Here is a 17,020-nt window from a genome sequence, read left to right as displayed (position 1 = left end):
CGCTAGCACGCGTCGAGCGCCGCCAATTCCAGGTTCAGGGCCTGGGCATAATCGGCGGCGCCACGTTCTTGACGCCACAGACAATAAGCTGCCATGCGCCAATGGAACCAAGGGCACAACTGCGCGTAGCGTTCGACGATTGATCGGTCGGGATACATTGCAAGGAACTGCCGCGTTTCTGCGGGTGTGAGAGGTGCTCCACGGTACAGCAATTGCATCGCGGGCGACAGAAACATCGCCAGATCTTCGCTTGGATCCCCAATCGCCGGGCATTGCCAGTCAATCAGAATCGCCTGCCCGCTGTGCATCAACACGTTCCCCGGAACCGGATCGCCGTGAATCAGCCTGCATTCGGAGAGCGGCGGTACGGTACCTTCGGGTTCGCGGTCATACACAGTGACAAGGGCGTCGGTCTGGCATTCGGACAGGATGGTCGATCCATGGGCTTTCAGGTCCGCGCTACCGTTGCAGCCAACAGGCACATCTGACGGTGACGGGAGCGTATGAAGCCGGTGCAATACCCGCGCAACCGGCGCCGGGTCCGATAGCCAGCAGATGCCTGGCGCGTGGTCATAAAGCACCCAATCCCCGTCATCGAACGGACCACTCGCCAGCAGTTTGGGCGCAATTCCGGTCAGTTCCAGTTCGCGCAGGCACAAGCTTTCCAGCTTTGGGTCATTCCGAAACAAGGGGTTCGGTAAATCGTTGCGGTAAAGCTTCAAAACCGCATGGCGGCGTTGTCCCAAAACCTTCCACACGCGATTCGTGCGCCCACCCAACAACACCTCGAACCGGTCACCGATCTGGGCCAACCCCCGGTCAATCAGGACCGAGATCAGGCCCGGCGGCGGCATTTCATCAAGATCAGACAGCGCGGTGCTCCAGCGGATGGGCTGGATCAACACCAGCGGACTTCAGTACGAGATCCCGCCCATGTTCCGACAGAGGTTATTCCTGCGCGCGCACGGCCGTGACTTTCGAGGCCAAAATCGCCTGTCCGCCCTCCAGGATCAAGGTCACTTCGCCATTCTGAACCTGGGCTTCTATGACATCATTGTACACTGCAGCGGCTTGCTGGCTCAGAACGGTGCCATCCTTGCGACTTTCAACAGCAAAGCTGTAGAGCCCGGACGGGCGCGCGGTGCCCGATTCGTCCAACCCGGTCCATTCAAAGGGGGTGGTGGATACGGGGATGGATTTTCGCTCCACAACGGTTCCTTCGGCATTGCTGACGACCAGAACCGCTTCGGTTGCTTCCGCGTGCAGCGACGGTGAAACGGTGACGGGGTGGCCAGTATAGTTGGCCGGAGCAACGGCTCGCGCCTCTTTGCCGATCCAATTAGACAGTTCGGCAATCGGGTTGCCGCCCAGCTTGTTGACCAGCGCCTCAAGCGTTTGGTTCGTCTTGGTTTGCTGCTCAACCATCGAAAATTGCGCCAGTTGAGCCGCATACTCCGAGGAATCCAAAGGCTCCAGCGGGTCCTGATTCTGTGCTTGAACCGTGAGCATCCGCAGGAAGGTTTCAAAATCCGTCGCAATCTGCGGGGCCTTGCTTGACGAGGACGTGTTGGTGGCCGACGTGTTCGTGCCATTCGACTGTGTGGTTTCGGTGATCATTGTCAAAGCCTCATGTCCACGCCGACCTGTTGGCCTGGGCGATCGGGGTTTTCTTCATTTGGTCCAATTGCGTTGTCTGCCCCGTCCGAAGTGGCCGAAATGACGTTGGATGATGGGGTGTTTTGTGAATCATCGTGCGTAGAACCACCGCCAGAGAAGGCAAGATCAACTCCTTCATAACCCATCTGGCGGAACTCCTCGATCAGTTGGTCAACATGCCGTCGCATCAAATCCAACGTTTCCGGTCGTTCGGCTGTGATTGAAATGGCGACCACCGATTCGCTGGCATTAACGGCCATCTGCACGCGCCCGAGTTCTTCGGGATTCAGCATGATGCCGATCGTTCCCTGGGGTCGCTTTGCCAATTGCTCGGCCAATTGGGCACCAACAGACTGTGCCAGTCCAGGTTTCGAAGCGGCTGGGAATGCGCCGAAAGTAGCGGTTGGCGCGGATGCTGTTGACGCCGCTGCATCTTCGGTTGAAACGGAACTCAAAACCGACGTCGTTTCATCGGCTTTCAAACTTAAGCTCTCAAAATCAATGTCTTTTCGATTCATGCCAATGGTCATCGACGAGGGGGCTTGTACCTGGGGCACTACAGCCGCCCGCGTAACAAATTGTGCTGCAAACGGAGTTTCTGGGTTCGCAACAAGTTTGCCTTCAGGCCGTCCTGGATCGGGTTGAACACCACTGTTTTCAATCTTGAGCTTTGCCGTTTGAACAATGGCCACCGGTTTATCCACAGAGGGTTCTCGGCGAACGTCCACTGCAAAAGTTTGACCTAAGGGAGCGGTCGAATAGCCCTCAGGTTTGGCTGAAGAGAGATCCGTTCGAGTATGTGCCGTATACGAAAGGGCGGGTTCAGATATTGCCTGCACTTTATGCAAGCGGGCATTCTGTCCTTCATTCTTGCTGCCAATGGTTGCAGGGTTGACGCTAGGGCCACCTGTTTTCTGTACCTCGCGTCCGATTTCGTCTGTTTGGCCCGAGATTGTGAACGGCGGGTTCCCATCGACGCGAGTTTCAACTTTGGCTGCGGTCAAGGCTTGCGTGGGCCGATCAGACACCAAGTTTGATTGCGTGGAGAGCGTGGTTGCCTGTTTCACGATGCGGCCAATAGCGGGTGTTTGGGTCGGTTCGGGCCTTGTTTGATGGAAACCAACCAGCGTCGCGTCTGCCGTTTGTTCGGTGTTCCTCATGACGGGCGCTTGGACTGGATCGGGCCTCGTTTTCTGAGAAACAACCTGCGTCGCGTTTGCCTCTCTACCGTTGGTTTCGATGGCGGCTGCCTGAGCCGGGATAGGATTCGTCTGACGTGAAACAACCGATACCGCAGCTGCGTCCTTCGCAACAACTTCAATATCCCGCGTCTGAGGTGCTGGCGGTCTGATCTGATGCGAACCGCCAGGTATCGCAGTGACCTCCTTCGCGAACGGGGCAGTAACGGGCGCCAGGGTTGCGCTTGGTTTCAACTGACGTGCACCATCAGTTGTCGTGGCGGCGTCCTTCACGTTGGATTTAATATCCGATGACTGGATCGGTTCGGGATTCGATTTATGCAAATCAGCTGAAATCGCAGTTGTCTCTTTTCCTCGAAACTCAAAGCTCGACGTCTGTGTTGGCACGTTTCCCTTCTGACGCAGGTCAAAAGGCTCCCCAATTTCCAGTTGTTTTTGGTCGGTCGCAGATGCCGCCACAATTGCACCTGGTGCATCAGTAGACTTGGGCGATTCTTCGGTCGCTCCGCGATGTGGTGGACGCGGATTTGACGCCAATGCGTATTCAACAATATCGCGCGCTTGCCGAGGCAATTGCTCTTCAACCGGAGCTTCTGCACTGATTTGTTTGGTTTCATGCGCGACGGTTTTTAGGTCGTTGTTAGGGTGTTTCTCAAAAGCTCCGTTATCTTCGGACCCTTGAGCCAAAGAACCTTCTGCATCTGTCTCGACGGTTTGATTCAAGCCACCTGAGCCTTGCCGTGAATGTCGCTCTGCGACGGGGTGGGGTATTTTTCCGATGACATCATCAAAGTTTAATTCGGTCGTCTTTTTATCGGCTTTGTCACCCCCTTTGGTGAGGGGGGCAGCAGCAGGCGCAACGGCCTCAGACAGAGAGAGAAGTGACATCCTTTCACACCTCGAAGTTCTTTCGATGACGAACACCCTGCAATCAAACCGGTTACATTTATTTTAACTGGTTTGGTCGCAAGCTCGGAAAATTCGATGCAATTTGAGGACGCACGATGGATCCTTTGTTTCCTTCCGGTCTGCACGTGAACCCGCGATCAGATAAGACCACCGACCATGCGCTTCGTGAGGTCGCGCAAAAACTCGAAGCCACTTTCCTGGCTGAGATGTTGAAATCAGCGGGGCTTGGGAAATCCCGATCCTCGATGGGTGGAGGGGCTGGAGAGGAACAATTCCAGTCGTTTCTCGTACGTCAGCAAGCAGAACAGATTGCAAAGTCCGGCGGGATTGGCCTGTCGGAAACTCTCTTTAATGCACTGAAAGAGGCTCAGAATGAAAAATGAAACACCAACCGAACTGATTGCGGCTCTGGACGAGTTGTTGGACTTGGAGCGGGCGGCATTGGTTGATGGGGAGCTGGAGCGTCTTGGCGTCCTGTTGCCCCAAAAAGAAAAACTGATCGAGCGAATCAACACTCTTGATTCTGTCGAACGAGAGGCCTTGGCAGGTGTGCAAAGCAAAGTGTCGCGAAATCAGTCCCTACTCAATAGCGCGATGGAAGGCATCCAGGCTGTCGCCAATCGGATGGCCGAATTGCGTCGGGTTCGTCGTGGACTTGAAACCTATGATGAAAGCGGTCGCAAGATGCAGCACAACACTCAGGTCAGTAAGCAACTGGAAAAACGCGCTTAGTACGCCGTTGAATAAAATGTGAAAAATCTGGGATTTCGCCTTTAGCACTCCATTAGGACATCCCGGTCAAAGGTGTCCTCGCACCTTGGATGAAGGTGGCGCGATGCCAAGGAACCGGATCTCGCAGTCGTCAGAAAGACGTTTAGGCCGCCACGTTGGCGGAACAACACCGGACGGAAACCGTCCTATGCCTGAAGGAACTTGAATATGACCAGCATTCTGACGAACAACGGCGCAATGGTTGCGCTGCAGACCCTCAAGTCGATCAACAGCGACCTGACCTCGACCCAGAACGCGATCTCGACTGGTAAAGAGGTCGCGATGGCCAAGGACAACTCGGCCATCTGGGCGATTTCCAAGGTTATGGAATCGGACGTGTCCGGTTTCAAAGCCGTGTCCGAGTCGCTCTCTCTGGGTGAATCGACTGTGGCTGTGGCGTCGGCCGGAGCCGAGCAGATCACCAACATCCTGAACGAGATGAAGGAAAAGGTTGTCGCGGCAACTGGTGAGAACGTTGATAACGCCAAGATCACGGCCGATGTCAACGAACTCAAGGCGCAGATCACTTCGATCATCAGCGCGTCGCAGTTCAACGGATCGAATCTGCTCAACACTGCAGGTGGTGACATCACCGTGCTGTCGTCGCTGGATCGTGACGCGGCAGGCGCGGTTACTGCGCAAAACATCACCGTGTCCTCGGTGGATTTTGAAGCCGGTCTCGACCTCACTACTATCGATGTCTCCAGTGCCGCAAACGCTGACGCATCAATCGATGACATGGAGACCTTGATTCAGGCCGCAGTCAACGGGGCGGCCGCCCTTGGTGCTTCGGCAAAGCGCATCAGCGACCAGAACGAGTTTGTAAGCAAAGTGTCGGATGCGATGAAATCCGGTATCGGTTCACTGGTGGATACCGATATGGAGGCTGCGTCGGCACGTCTGAAGGCGCTGCAAACACAGCAGCAGCTGGGTGTGCAGGCTCTCTCGATCGCCAACAGCGCGCCGCAGACCGTTATGTCGCTGTTCCGCTAAAGCAGCCCTGGCCAGGGCTTTCACGGCCCTGGCCAATCTTGTTTCAGGTCTGATCACAGTAAGGATAGAATGTGAACGCGATTTCCGTAGCTCAAAAAGGATATGCCTCGACGTCCGCACCGACGCGCACACCGCGTAGTGTAGAATATGAGGCGGTTGCCCGCATTACCCACCGAATTCGCCTCGCGCAGCAAGAGGGCGAAAAGGGTTTCCCTGCAATGGCCGAGGCGTTGCATGTGAACCGTAAGCTTTGGACCATCTTTGCGGCCGAGGTCGTGGATGCCGACAATACCCTGCCTGCGAAATTGAAAGCGGATCTGTTTTCCTTGGCGGAATTTACCCGTCACTACACCAGCAAGGTGTTGGCACGGCAAGCTCCGGTAGACCCCTTGCTTGAGGTTAACACGGCCATCATGCGTGGCCTGAGGGGTGGGGCATAAAAGAATGAGTGGCTTGGTTTTGAAATTGGCGCCGAAGGAACGGTTGTTGATCAACGGCGCTGTCATCGAAAACGGGGATCGCCGCGGTCGTTTGTCGATCGTCACACCGGATGCCAACATCCTGCGCTTGCGGGATGCCATCCATCCCGAAGATGCAACCACACCTGTTCGGCGTGTTTGCTATGCCGCCCAGTTGGTGCTGTCTGGAGATAGCGACCCGACCGAAGCCCGGATGCCATTGTTGCGCAGGATCGAAGAACTGAGCCAGGTGTTCACGGATCCCGATAGCCGGGCTTCGTTGGCCGAGGCCACAGATGCCCTGGTTCGGGATCATCACTATCGTTGTCTGAAAGCCTTGCGAAGCTTGCTACCGCGAGAGGAACGGCTGCTCGCCGCGCATTCACCATGAGTTTCACAGCTGTTGTTCCGACCACGGGAATTGCAGGGTGGAGCTTCTTGCAGCGCACTTACAACAGCCAGCTGGAAAACTTTTCAACCTCGCAGATGCGTGTCAGGGAGAACCAATATTTTCTGGAAAACATCGGGGACATCACATCCGCAGCCGATCTGGTAGGCAATCGGCGTCTGTTATCGGTCGCCTTGGGGGCCTTTGGGCTGCAGGATGATATCGACAGCAAATTCTTCATTCAAAAAATTCTGCAGGACGGTACGAACAGCGATGACGCCCTGGCCAACCGTCTTGCTGACACACGGTACCAAAAGTTCAGCGAAGCATTTGGGTTTGGACCTGGAGAAGTGCGTAAGACTGGACTGCAGACCAATATGATCGAGGTTGTAAACCGCAACAACCTTGAGGCTTTCGAAGCGTCGGTTGGGGAGCAGGATGGCTCGATGCGTATCGCGCTCTTTGCTCAAAGGGAATTACAAGACCTGGCCAGTCAATCCTTTAGCGATGACGCAAAGTGGTTCAATTTGATGGGGCAGCCGCCGTTGCGACAGATGTTTGAAGTCGCTTTGGGGCTACCGAGCAGCTTTGGGCAGATCAATCTGGACAAGCAGCTCGAAGTGTTTCGCGAGAAACTTCAAGCCGTGACAGGTGATTCCGAATTGACGCAATTCACCGGCTCAGAGGCCTTGGAGCAGATCACCAACCGGTACTTGGCTCGTGCCCAGATAAACGAATTGAGTGCAGGAAGCGATTCATCATCCATTGCTTTGATGTTGCTTCAGACCTGACGGGAAATGGCAGGCCATTGATGTGGTGTTTGGTGCCTTCCAACACGCGATACACCGGAGGGAAAGCCGGAGCCTCCTAGATCGCCAGAAACATATCGTGCCAATCTGCAAACATATCGTGCCATTCGAGAATCTAACGAGCCGAACCACTAGACACCTGAGAATTAGACACGATCTATCGTACATCAGGTTCCCAATCAGTGTTACGTTGAATGTCCAGGCCCTCTCGATACCCGTTCTCAAGGTTTGCTCAAAAACTATGTGCGCATCTCAATGTTCCACAAGAGGTTGCCTTGAAACATGCGGGACTTCCGGCAAACTTCCTGGGCAATAGCAGTTCGGGTTTCTCGGCTGGCCAATTGTTCGCCATGTGGGAGGGCATCATCTCACAGGCTCCTGATTCGGATCTGCTGCAGATGGCACGAGACTCAGCGCGCGGGCCTTTCAACCCTGCCATATTGTCGTTTTCCTGTAGTCCAAACACCGAAGTTGGCTTGCAACGTCTGGGGTTGTTCAAACCTTTGGTTGCGCCGGTGTGTATTAGTGCCAAACGCGAGGATGGCGTTTTGCGCGTGTCGATAAGTTCGGTCGACCCCGGCATCTCATTCCCTTCGAGTTTTGCGACTTTTGAATTGGCATACTTCCTTGAACTTACGCGCGTTCACTCGGCGTGGCCGGTGGTGCCCCTGCGTGCCGGGCTTCCCAGTGTACCCGAGAAACGTGGGCGTCTTCAGGATTTCGTTGGTGTTCACATCGAAAAGACCGACCAGGTCACATTTGACCTGAGCCTGGAGGATGCACATCGGTCATTGATCACCGAGAACGAAGATCTTTGGCCGAGTTTTGAAAAAGGCTTGCGCGCACAAATGTTTGACCGAACAAACCAGATGTCTTTTAGCGCCCGTGTGCGTATGGCGTTGATGGACCTGCTGCCCAGTGGGCAATCCAACGCTTCGGCCATCAGTCGCGAACTCAATGTGTCGAAGCGGAGCCTGTATCGGTACCTGGCTCACGAAGGGCAGAGCTTTCAGGGCATCCTCGACGGGATCCGAACCGAGCTTTCGCTGGAATACCTTCAAGACGACGAATTGAGCGTTGACGAAATTTCGTATCTTTTGGCGTTCAGCGACCCGAATTCATTTTACCGGGCCTTCAAGGGATGGACCGGCTTGACGCCGTTGCAAGCGCGCGCACGTCAGAGGCCGGACCAGATTGGCACGATCTGAATTACATTTGGCACGATTTGTTTTTGGTCAAGCGTCCAGCCGACCCCACGTCAATCTCTCACCGTCAGGCTTTGCGAACGCGTATCGAGCAACTAAGTGAGCGATCGATAACTTTAGCGCCAATATGAAGCGGAGCTTGGCGTCACCGACAGGAGAGAATTGGACAATGACCCTGAACCTCAAGCTGAATGGCCAGACGCATCAGGTCGAAGCAGAACCCGGAACGCCACTACTTTGGGTGATACGGGACGAACTGAAATTGACGGGAACCAAGTTTGGATGCGGTGTCGCATCCTGTGGGGCCTGCACCGTCCATCTGGATGGCGAGCCCGTACGCTCGTGTCAGACTTTCATCGAAGACGTTGAGGACGCAGAAGTGACCACGATTGAAGTGGTCGACCAGAACTCGGTTGGCGCAGCGGTTCAAGCGGCCTGGGCCGAGTTGGACGTTGTGCAATGCGGCTACTGCCAATCGGGGCAGATCATGTCTGCCATTGGCCTGCTGACCGAAAACAGCAAGCCCACGCTGGAAGAGATTGACGACTACATGAGCGGGAACGCCTGCCGTTGTGCAACCTACCAGCGCATTCGCGCAGCAATCGTTCTTGCATCAGAAAAGCTGGAGGCCTGATCATGACCCTGAACACTTCTCGTCGCGGTTTCCTGAAAGGGGCCGCAGCTGCCTCTGCCGTTTTGCTTGTGGGCGCGCGTCCCGATGGCGCATTGGCCGGGGGAGCCTCGCAAGGGGCCAAGTTGAACCCCTTTGTCAAAATCAATGCCGATGGCATGGTGACGGCCATCGTCAAACACTTTGAAAAAGGGCAAGGGCCCGCAACTGGCCTGACCACCCTGATCGCCGAAGAACTGGGCGTCTCGATGGAAGATATCGCCTATGAATTCGCGCCGTCAGATCCAGGCACCTACAACAATCTGCTCTTTGGGCCGGTACAGGGTACGGGTGGTTCGACGGCTTTGGCCAACTCTTACATGCAGTATCGCCAAGCTGGTGCCGCCGCGCGCGAGATGCTGATCCAAGCCGCCGCAAAAGAATGGGGTGTCAAAGCCAGCACACTGGACATTGTGGACGGCCAGGTCACGGATGGAACGAACCAAGCCCCGCTGGCTCAATTTGTTGCGGCGGCTTCGCAGTTGAGTGCGCCCGAAAACCCAAGGCTCAAGGAACCATCAGAATTCCGTTTGATCGGCAATGCCAAGGTGCAGCGCAAGGATACGCCACCCAAAATCAACGGGACGGCAAAATATGCGATGGACCTTCACCTGGACAATCAGATGGTCGCGGTCATCCTGCGTAGTCCACGCAAAGGGGCGTTGGTGACCGGGTTCAATGATGCAGATGCCACAGGGATCAAGGGCTACATCCGCTCGGCCGTGTTGCCGAACAAGGCGGGCGTTGCGGTCTATGCCGAACACACCTGGGCGGCATTTCAGGCGCGCGAGGCGTTGAGCGTCGAGTGGGACAATTCGAACGCGGAAATGCGCAGCTCGGATCAGATCCGCGAGCAGTTGATTGCAGCCGTCAATGCGGACCCGACCTATGAGCTGACCGAAACCTCGGCCGCCAAGGCGCAATTATCGATGGATGGCGCTGCTACGGTTTTGGAGGAAACGTTCTACTTCCCGCTGCTCGCTCATGCCCCGATGGAGCCGCTGACCTGCACGATCGAAGCAGCAGCAGAAGGTGGCGTGATTCTGCACGACGGATGCCAATTCCCGACAGTCCCACATGGAGCGTTGTCGCAGATCTTGGGTCTGCCGATGGACAAGGTGCAGATCAATACGATGTTTGCGGGCGGATCCTTTGGTCGCCGGGCAACTCCGGTTGCGGATTACCAGGTCGAGGCCGCTCTGGCCTTTGCCCTCACCGATCGGTCGCGTCCGGTAAAGCTTGTGTGGTCGCGTGAGGATGACATCACCGGGGGCTTCTATCGTCCGGCAGTGGCGCATCGAGTGCGGGTCGGACTGAACGCGGATGGCGACATCATGGGTTGGGATCACCGGATTGCGGCGCAATCCATCATGAAGGGCACCCCGTTCGAGGCGATGGCTGTTCACAACGGTGTTGATCACTCGTCGGTCGAGGGCGTCACACAGTCGCCCTATGTTATTCCGCAACAACACATTGGTCTTACGGATGTTGCGCCGGCAACGACTGTGTTGTGGTGGCGTTCGGTTGGACACACCCACACCGCATATGTGATGGAAAGCATGATGGATGCTGCCGCCAAGGCCGCGGGCCGTGATCCGGTGGAATTCCGGCTGTCTTATCTGACCGGCGACGGCGCCGATCAAAAACGTATGGCGGACGTTTTGAAACTGGCCGCCGAGAAAGGCAACTGGGGTGCAGCACCGGAAGGGCGCGACCAAGGCATCGCTGTGCACAAATCGTTCAACTCCTACGTGGCCGAAGTGGTCGAGATTTCGCGGGATGAGGACGACTATGTGAAGGTCGAGAAAGTGACCTGTGCCGTCGATTGTGGTGTCGCGGTCAACCCGGATGTGATCAAGGCGCAGATGGAGGGGGGCATTGGCTATGGCATTGGCCACGTCATGCGGGATGAAATTACCCTGACCGAAGGTGTCGTGGATCAGTCCAATTTCCCCGACTACGAGCCCATGAGGATCGGTGACATTGGCGCCATCGATGTTCACATCGTGGCCTCGAATGAGGCGCCGACCGGAGTGGGCGAGCCCGGCACTCCGCCTTCGGCTCCTGCCTTGGCCAATGCGATTGCGGTCAGCGGCCCGCGTGTCACGGCGCTGCCGATGATCAACAACGGTGTCGACTTTGTCTAAGTGAAAAAAGCGCCCGCCTCGATATGGGGCGGGCGTTTGCGTTAGGCAGACCGTACTGCGAAACACGCCACGGGCTGAGAGACATTGTGCAAGTGAACCTCGCCCAAGGGGTCGCAATCACCACACGCGGTCAGGATATCCTTGCTGACAACAATGCGGTGCCCAACGGTTTTACCATAATCCCCCAGTCGCGCCGCGACATTTGCCGCATGTCCGATCACCGTGAAATCCAGCCGCTCGCGCGAGCCGATGTTGCCATAGGTAACGCGCCCGAACGACAGGCCAATCGAACAGTCCAGGCTTTCGTCGGGGCATTCGATTTCCGGCACCCTCTGCACAATCTCGTTTGCGCTGTTGAGAGCATTGGTCCGCGCGGCCATGTCGTCGTTGCCGGCTGGAAAGACAGCCAGAACAGCATCACCAATGAATTTGAGCACCTCGCCACCGTTCTCGTGCACGATGTCCGAGATCGTCTCGAAGAATTCATTCAACAGCACGATGTAACGATCCCGGCCCAGTCGTTCCTCAAGGCGGGTGGAGCCGCGCAGATCGCAGAACATGATCGCCGCATCAATCTCGTCCCCGTCGCCACGGCGGATATCGCCACCCAGCACCCGCGCGCCCGAGCGTTTGCCTACATAGGTCTCTAGCAAGGATTGCGCGTTCTCACGCTGCATGAAGACCTCATAGAACCGCGCGAAAACAACTGCGCATTCAAAGATCAGACCAAGGTTGGCGGTGGTGAACCCGTCAGGATGATCGCTGGTGAGTGTCAAAACATTGGTACGCCCGTCCGAGAATGGCAGCGGCATGGCCACGTAATCCGTGGCGCCTTTGGCGCGCAGGTCTTCCATGATCGGAAAGCTGTTTTCGGGGTGGTCGTCATTCAGCCGCTGGCGCACACCGCCCAACCCATTCGACACATGGCGCAGCGGGCTGTTGGTGAACGCGGGGTGGTCGTGGATTTCGTAGGTCGGGGCAAAGGTCGAAATCTCGTCCTCGCCTTTTTCCCAGATGTAGTGCTTGCCCGCGATCAGGGGATGCAGCGACCAGACCAGCACGCCCAAGCGGGACACAGCGATGCCCTGTTCGGTCATCTTATCGGCCAGGGCGCGGGTGAAATCCTGGGGTGTGTCCAACGTCCAGGTCCCGCGCAACAGCCAGTCGATCATGGGACCGCTGATATTGCCATCACTGGTCGAGCGCAGGACGTTTTCACCCAGATCGATGTGGGTGTAGCCTTGCTGGGTAAACCCGATGTGCCCTTCGATCCCCTCGCTTTCGGGTAGAGCGTTCTCATAGGCCCAGACGGAATTCGACAGCCGTTCGCCGTCGATCTGCATGTCCCGATAAGTGGCTGTTCCCTTGAAGGGGCAAAAGGTCTGCAAGTCGGTCGCATCGCTCAGGTCGACGAGTACATCGTCCTTGGGGAAATAAATCGTGGGTGGCAGGCGCGTTTCGTACATGACTTTGGCTCGCTCGCTGGAGGCCAATTTCTTTCCATTGCGAAACACCTCGACTCGGCCCGCTAGCGGCTCAATATCGATGGAATACCCCTGGACCTGCGGGGACGTGTGGACGTTCATTGGACGACAAGCCTCCGTCTATCTTGCGCAGATGCCTATAAGGATGGGGCGTATGGCGGCGCATTCCAAGAGGGGCGCGCAAATTTGGCCAATTGGCTTACCCGGTTTCAGAAGGCATTCTGGAACGAGCTGATGAGAGGTCGAAATGGTTCGTGTTTTTTGGGTGGTTCTGGTTTTCTGCGCGGTTCCTGCCTGGGGGCAGGGGCAAAAACCATTGACGCGGGACGAATGCATCTGTGTGGCCGCCTGTGCTTTTCAGGGAAAACCAATCAATCCTCCGGGGGCGGCGCAATGTCCGCCGATTCATGATGAGTTGATCTACGACAACATGGCGAGATGCGCCTGTAGTGCGCCAACGCAATCGACCCGGCAAACAAAACAAGATCAGCAACGCACATCCCCAAACCACTGAGCCTTGGTAAGGTTTGTTCAGATTGGCGGGGTGCTCCCGCCGGTCGTCGATGTTTCTGACGAAACACCTCCTCCCGTTGGGCAGAAAGAAATCATGCGCCTCGCTACGCTCGGCAGTTGGCGCGTGATGCAACGGCCCATGCCGTCAAACCATCTGGATCACGTCCTTTTCAATGGCCAACATATAGCCTCGCCGGGCGATGTTCTTGACCAGCAACTCGCTCACCATTTGATTGCCCAACGTGTCGCGCAGCCGTTTGATCCGGGTCGCGCCTGCTGCCTCTTCGCAGTCGGACGCGTCCTTGCCCGAAATAATCGCCTCGATCTGAGATCCTGAAAGCACGTCATCATCCATGCGCGCCTCGGCCAAGACGGATAGTGTTTCGATCGCGGCTGGGGTCAGTTTGAAATCCATGTTGTTGAGATAGACGGTGTTCTCTTCGCGGCTGATCAGCAGCGACGTGACCTGAATGCCCGATCGCTCGATCTGGGCCATGCGGCGGTTCATGGTGACCAGCATCACCAGAAACGCCAGGGCGGCGATCATCATCGCGCTGGCAAAGACCAGCAGCACAAAGATCACCATGCGATAACTGGTCAGCGTGTCGGCAAAGGCCGTGCCGGATTGCGCCAGGATCTCGAGCAGTTTGATTTCGGCCTGGGTGGTCAGGTCGTTTTCGATGAACACCTGCTCCACCCGTGCGTTGAACGCGTTGGCGTCGGGCAGGGTCAGGATCAAAAAGACGGCTGCGGTCGCGAGGATGACGACAATTGCAGCAATCCCAATCCCGACAAGCCGTGTGCCGGACCGGCGCGTGTCAGAAACGGAGATAGTAGGGTCCGGCATCCGCTTTCCTTTCCTGCAGGCCCTCGGGGCCGAAAACCGAGATGACGTTCAGCAAGGTCCAACCAGCCGCCTGCAACCGTGCGGAAATCTCGGTGCTGGCCTGTCCCGCGGAACAGGACGTGACCTGGATCACGCCATAGTGCAGACGCAAAGGGCTGTCCTGTTTGGCCTTGTAATCGGCATAGCAGTCAGCCGCAGCAAGGCCCGGAGAGGCTGCAATCAGGGCGGCCAGTCCTACGATTTTCAAGATCTGTTTCATGGCTCTTATCCTGCGCGCTTGGGCGCGGTTATTCAATAACCACAGGGCTTTGAGGGGCCAGTTATTCGATAACAAGGCGGCGATATTGCCTGTCTGAGCGATGAGCGCCCAGTGTCGGGGCATCCAAGACGCCCAACCTTGTGGGCCACCTCAAGACCTCGAAAGGAAATCACCTATGCACCGCAAGTTTATCGCACTTATCGTTGCCACCGCCGTTGCAATCACCGGTTTGTCTGCCGCCCCTGCTCGGGCGGGTGATGCAGAAAAGATCCTGGGCGGGCTGGCGGCCATCGCTTTGTTTGGCGCCGCCGTGCACCATTATGACAAAAAGAAAAAGCGTGAGCGGGTAGCGCGCCAGCACAACCATTATCAGCCGGTCACCCCACGTCCGCTGCCGCCACGCATTTCGCGGTATGACCTGCCATCGCAGTGTCTGAAACAGATGCGCGGTTATCCCGGCAACCAGCCTTTGCTGAAACCCAACTGCTTGCAGAAGCATTATCGCCATGCAAACAGCCTGCCGCAGATGTGCCGCATCTCCTTCTGGAACGGCAAACGCAACAAACAAGCCTATGAGCCGCGCTGCCTGCGCCAACAGGGCTACCGTGTGTTGCACAACCAATACTGAACCTAAGTCGAGCAGGGAGAGCGTCGGGAAACGGCGTCAGGAGGAGGGAGGGCAACCTCTCTCCTCCTTTTGTCTTGCGTTTGCGGCATGGACAGGCTTTGCCAGTGCTCATGATACAGCCAGATTATGAGATGGAACGGGCACTGCACGCCCAAGGGTTTCTGCGGATTGCGGGTGTGGATGAGGTCGGGCGTGGCCCGCTGGCCGGGCCGGTGACGGCGGCGGCGGTGATACTGAACCCCGGTGACATCCCTGAGGGGTTGAATGACTCCAAAAAGCTGACGGCCAAGAAACGCGAAGTGTTAGAGACTGCAATCCATGCGCAGGCCGAGGTGTCCATCGCCCATGCCACCGTCGAAGAAATTGATCGAATCAACATCCTCAAAGCTTCGCATCTGGCGATGGAGCGAGCGGTGTCGGGGCTGAATCCGCCGCCAGATTATCTGCTGATTGATGGAAATCTGATTCCCCAGGGCCTGCGGACTCGATCCGAGGCTGTGGTCAAGGGCGACGGGCGATCCGTGTCCATTGCGGCGGCTTCAATTGTGGCCAAAATATGTCGAGATCGTGTCATGGTGGATTTGGCGCAACAGCATCCCGGTTATGGATGGGAAACCAACGCGGGATATCCGTCAAAAAAGCACCGCGATGCGCTTCTAAACCTTGGCGTGACCCCACATCATAGACGTTCGTTCAAACCGGTACACAATATCTTGTATCAAGAGTAAATCATAACCTCATGATTCAAAAAAGAAATTGACCCGGAATCCGGTTTGACTCATCTTTAGGTTAACCAAATGAGCGCAAAAATGCGCCGTGGAACCTGAGGCAGAACATGACGACAACCAAAGTAAAGGGCGCAGCTGCGCTCCCTCTAAACACGATTCTATCTGGTGACTGCATCGAGATGATGAACAGTCTGCCGGAGGCGTCCGTTGATCTGATTTTTGCCGATCCCCCATATAACTTGCAGCTCAAAGGTCAGCTGCACCGCCCGGACAACAGCCAGGTGGATGCGGTTGATGACCATTGGGATCAGTTTTCGAGTTTTGCCGTTTACGATCAATTTACCCGCGACTGGCTGAAAGCCGCGCGGCGTCTGCTCAAGCCCAATGGGGCGATCTGGGTGATTGGCTCGTACCACAATATCTTCCGCGTGGGCTCGGCCCTGCAGGACGCAGGATACTGGATCCTGAACGACGTGGTCTGGCGCAAGTCGAACCCGATGCCGAACTTCCGTGGCAAGCGTTTCACCAACGCCCATGAGACGATGATCTGGGCCTCGAAGGAAGAAGGCGCGAAATACACTTTCAATTATGAGGCGCTCAAGGCGCTGAACGAAGGCATCCAGATGCGCAGCGATTGGGTCATGCCGATCTGTACAGGTCATGAGCGGCTCAAGGACGAAAACGGCGACAAGGCGCACCCGACGCAAAAGCCCGAAGCTCTGCTGCACCGCATTCTGGTCGGTTCGACCAAGCCGGGTGATGTGGTTTTGGATCCGTTCTTTGGCACCGGCACCACCGGTGCTGTGGCCAAGATGCTGGGACGTGAATTCATTGGCATCGAGCGGGAAGAAGCCTACCGCAAGGTGGCGCAGAAGCGAATTTCCAAGGTCCGCAAATTCGACCGTGAAGCGCTGGAAGTCAGCGCGTCGAAACGCGCCGAGCCGCGCGTTCCCTTCGGCCAGTTGGTCGAGCGCGGCATGCTGCGCCCGGGCGAAGAGCTCTATTCCATGAACCAGCGCCACAAGGCCAAGGTGCGCGCCGACGGCACGCTCATCGGCGACAATATCAAAGGGTCGATCCATCAGGTGGGCGCGCATTTGGAAAATGCACCCTCTTGCAACGGCTGGACCTATTGGTGCTTCAAGCGCGACGGCAAGACAGTTCCGATCGACGTTCTGCGCCAGCAGATCCGGTCCGAGATGCAGAACTAATCCAACAATAGATCAAGAATACCGCCGGTGCCTGTGGCCTGACACATGGCACTACACCTTGCCCCGCCGAGATCGGCGGGGTTTTTTCTTTTTGTCGCAGGGGGTTTCGGGCGTTAGGTTGCCTTCCTATCTCTGTCCCGGACAC

At 56.5% G+C, this 17,020-nt stretch carries 18 protein-coding genes; 12 read left to right on the top strand and 6 right to left on the bottom strand.

All coding sequences use genetic code 11. The annotated features are described in order from the left end of the window. Positions 1-2: 2 nt before the first annotated feature. Genes TRM7615_RS00955 through fliK form a run of 3 tightly spaced genes read right to left on the bottom strand, consistent with a single transcriptional unit; the run spans position 3 to position 3,743 of the window. The gene (locus TRM7615_RS00955) at positions 3-905 is read right to left on the bottom strand and encodes a phosphotransferase (RefSeq protein WP_235823986.1); all 903 of its coding nucleotides are present in this window, start codon (positions 903-905) and stop codon (positions 3-5) included. Positions 906-948: 43 nt separating this feature from the next. Next, positions 949-1,617: a flagellar hook capping FlgD N-terminal domain-containing protein gene (locus TRM7615_RS00950; RefSeq protein ID WP_108785043.1), complete on the bottom strand. Its 669-nt coding sequence runs from the start codon at positions 1,615-1,617 to the stop codon at positions 949-951. 2 nt (positions 1,618-1,619) lie between these two features. Beyond that, on the bottom strand, positions 1,620-3,743 hold the full coding sequence (gene fliK / locus TRM7615_RS00945) for a flagellar hook-length control protein FliK (RefSeq protein WP_108785042.1): 2,124 nt from the start codon (positions 3,741-3,743) through the stop codon (positions 1,620-1,622). A 116-nt stretch (positions 3,744-3,859) separates the two neighbouring features. On the opposite strand from fliK, the gene TRM7615_RS00940 reads away from it, so the two are divergent. From TRM7615_RS00940 to TRM7615_RS00900, 9 genes are all read left to right on the top strand, one after another. Then, complete coding sequence (locus TRM7615_RS00940) at positions 3,860-4,147, top strand: rod-binding protein (protein ID WP_108785041.1); 288 nt, start codon at positions 3,860-3,862, stop codon at positions 4,145-4,147. After that, on the top strand, positions 4,137-4,496 hold the full coding sequence (locus TRM7615_RS00935; RefSeq protein ID WP_108785040.1) for a flagellar export chaperone FlgN: 360 nt from the start codon (positions 4,137-4,139) through the stop codon (positions 4,494-4,496). Before TRM7615_RS00940 ends, TRM7615_RS00935 begins: the two co-directional genes overlap by 11 nt. Before the next feature lie 207 nt (positions 4,497-4,703). Beyond that, positions 4,704-5,528, top strand: a complete 825-nt coding sequence (locus tag TRM7615_RS00930) for a flagellin N-terminal helical domain-containing protein (protein ID WP_108785039.1) — start codon at positions 4,704-4,706, stop codon at positions 5,526-5,528. 71 nt (positions 5,529-5,599) lie between these two features. Then, entirely contained in the window at positions 5,600-5,968 is a 369-nt protein-coding gene (gene flaF / locus TRM7615_RS00925; RefSeq protein WP_108785038.1) for a flagellar biosynthesis regulator FlaF, read from the top strand. 4 nt (positions 5,969-5,972) lie between these two features. Beyond that, the gene (flbT, locus tag TRM7615_RS00920) at positions 5,973-6,377 is read left to right on the top strand and encodes a flagellar biosynthesis repressor FlbT (RefSeq protein WP_108785037.1); all 405 of its coding nucleotides are present in this window, start codon (positions 5,973-5,975) and stop codon (positions 6,375-6,377) included. A 47-nt stretch (positions 6,378-6,424) separates the two neighbouring features. Further along, complete coding sequence (locus tag TRM7615_RS00915; RefSeq protein WP_235823985.1) at positions 6,425-7,165, top strand: DUF1217 domain-containing protein; 741 nt, start codon at positions 6,425-6,427, stop codon at positions 7,163-7,165. 212 nt (positions 7,166-7,377) lie between these two features. Further along, positions 7,378-8,391 (top strand): AraC family transcriptional regulator, encoded by a 1,014-nt coding sequence (locus TRM7615_RS00910; protein WP_108785035.1) that lies wholly within the window; start codon positions 7,378-7,380, stop codon positions 8,389-8,391. Positions 8,392-8,557: 166 nt separating this feature from the next. Continuing rightward, the gene (locus TRM7615_RS00905; RefSeq protein WP_108785034.1) at positions 8,558-9,022 is read left to right on the top strand and encodes a (2Fe-2S)-binding protein; all 465 of its coding nucleotides are present in this window, start codon (positions 8,558-8,560) and stop codon (positions 9,020-9,022) included. Between the two features lie 2 nt (positions 9,023-9,024). Further along, the gene (locus TRM7615_RS00900) at positions 9,025-11,205 is read left to right on the top strand and encodes a xanthine dehydrogenase family protein molybdopterin-binding subunit (protein ID WP_108785033.1); all 2,181 of its coding nucleotides are present in this window, start codon (positions 9,025-9,027) and stop codon (positions 11,203-11,205) included. A 41-nt stretch (positions 11,206-11,246) separates the two neighbouring features. On the opposite strand, the gene TRM7615_RS00895 is transcribed toward TRM7615_RS00900, so the two are convergent. From TRM7615_RS00895 to TRM7615_RS00880, 3 genes are all read right to left on the bottom strand, one after another. After that, positions 11,247-12,791, bottom strand: a complete 1,545-nt coding sequence (locus TRM7615_RS00895) for a DUF427 domain-containing protein (RefSeq protein ID WP_108785032.1) — start codon at positions 12,789-12,791, stop codon at positions 11,247-11,249. A 556-nt stretch (positions 12,792-13,347) separates the two neighbouring features. Next, positions 13,348-14,049, bottom strand: a complete 702-nt coding sequence (locus TRM7615_RS00885) for a winged helix-turn-helix domain-containing protein (protein WP_108785030.1) — start codon at positions 14,047-14,049, stop codon at positions 13,348-13,350. Further along, complete coding sequence (locus tag TRM7615_RS00880) at positions 14,021-14,308, bottom strand: hypothetical protein (protein WP_108785029.1); 288 nt, start codon at positions 14,306-14,308, stop codon at positions 14,021-14,023. The genes TRM7615_RS00885 and TRM7615_RS00880 overlap by 29 nt, the downstream gene beginning before the upstream one ends. Before the next feature lie 175 nt (positions 14,309-14,483). On the opposite strand from TRM7615_RS00880, the gene TRM7615_RS00875 reads away from it, so the two are divergent. The 3 genes from TRM7615_RS00875 to TRM7615_RS00865 all read left to right on the top strand — a co-directional run bounded on the left by TRM7615_RS00875 (position 14,484) and on the right by TRM7615_RS00865 (position 16,875). After that, complete coding sequence (locus TRM7615_RS00875; protein ID WP_108785028.1) at positions 14,484-14,936, top strand: hypothetical protein; 453 nt, start codon at positions 14,484-14,486, stop codon at positions 14,934-14,936. Between the two features lie 110 nt (positions 14,937-15,046). Next, positions 15,047-15,664, top strand: coding sequence for a ribonuclease HII (gene rnhB / locus TRM7615_RS00870; RefSeq protein WP_108785027.1), 618 nt, complete (start codon positions 15,047-15,049; stop codon positions 15,662-15,664). A 107-nt stretch (positions 15,665-15,771) separates the two neighbouring features. After that, complete coding sequence (locus TRM7615_RS00865) at positions 15,772-16,875, top strand: site-specific DNA-methyltransferase (RefSeq protein WP_108785026.1); 1,104 nt, start codon at positions 15,772-15,774, stop codon at positions 16,873-16,875. The last annotated feature ends 145 nt before the right edge of the window (positions 16,876-17,020 follow it).

It is taken from the genome of Falsiruegeria mediterranea M17, assembly GCF_900302455.1.
In the GTDB taxonomy this organism is placed as follows: Bacteria; Pseudomonadota; Alphaproteobacteria; order Rhodobacterales; family Rhodobacteraceae; genus Falsiruegeria; species Falsiruegeria mediterranea.
Note: the sequence above shows the minus strand (reverse complement) of the source record. Positions and strands in the feature narration are given on the sequence as shown.

Bases quoted from the DNA above. Each gene is read 5' to 3' on its own strand.
- TRM7615_RS00950 (WP_108785043.1), bottom strand. From the start codon at position 1,617: ATGATCACCGAAACCACACAGTCGAATGGCACGAACACGTCGGCCACC.
- TRM7615_RS00895 (WP_108785032.1), bottom strand. From the start codon at position 12,791: ATGAACGTCCACACGTCCCCGCAGGTCCAGGGGTATTCCATCGATATT.
- TRM7615_RS00875 (WP_108785028.1), top strand. From the start codon at position 14,484: ATGCACCGCAAGTTTATCGCACTTATCGTTGCCACCGCCGTTGCAATC.
- flbT (WP_108785037.1), top strand. From the start codon at position 5,973: ATGAGTGGCTTGGTTTTGAAATTGGCGCCGAAGGAACGGTTGTTGATC.
- TRM7615_RS00905 (WP_108785034.1), top strand. From the start codon at position 8,558: ATGACCCTGAACCTCAAGCTGAATGGCCAGACGCATCAGGTCGAAGCA.
- TRM7615_RS00880 (WP_108785029.1), bottom strand. From the start codon at position 14,308: ATGAAACAGATCTTGAAAATCGTAGGACTGGCCGCCCTGATTGCAGCC.
- TRM7615_RS00935 (WP_108785040.1), top strand. From the start codon at position 4,137: ATGAAAAATGAAACACCAACCGAACTGATTGCGGCTCTGGACGAGTTG.
- TRM7615_RS00865 (WP_108785026.1), top strand. From the start codon at position 15,772: ATGACGACAACCAAAGTAAAGGGCGCAGCTGCGCTCCCTCTAAACACG.
- TRM7615_RS00910 (WP_108785035.1), top strand. From the start codon at position 7,378: ATGTCCAGGCCCTCTCGATACCCGTTCTCAAGGTTTGCTCAAAAACTA.
- fliK (WP_108785042.1), bottom strand. From the start codon at position 3,743: ATGTCACTTCTCTCTCTGTCTGAGGCCGTTGCGCCTGCTGCTGCCCCC.
- TRM7615_RS00940 (WP_108785041.1), top strand. From the start codon at position 3,860: ATGGATCCTTTGTTTCCTTCCGGTCTGCACGTGAACCCGCGATCAGAT.
- rnhB (WP_108785027.1), top strand. From the start codon at position 15,047: ATGATACAGCCAGATTATGAGATGGAACGGGCACTGCACGCCCAAGGG.
- TRM7615_RS00930 (WP_108785039.1), top strand. From the start codon at position 4,704: ATGACCAGCATTCTGACGAACAACGGCGCAATGGTTGCGCTGCAGACC.
- TRM7615_RS00900 (WP_108785033.1), top strand. From the start codon at position 9,025: ATGACCCTGAACACTTCTCGTCGCGGTTTCCTGAAAGGGGCCGCAGCT.
- TRM7615_RS00885 (WP_108785030.1), bottom strand. From the start codon at position 14,049: ATGCCGGACCCTACTATCTCCGTTTCTGACACGCGCCGGTCCGGCACA.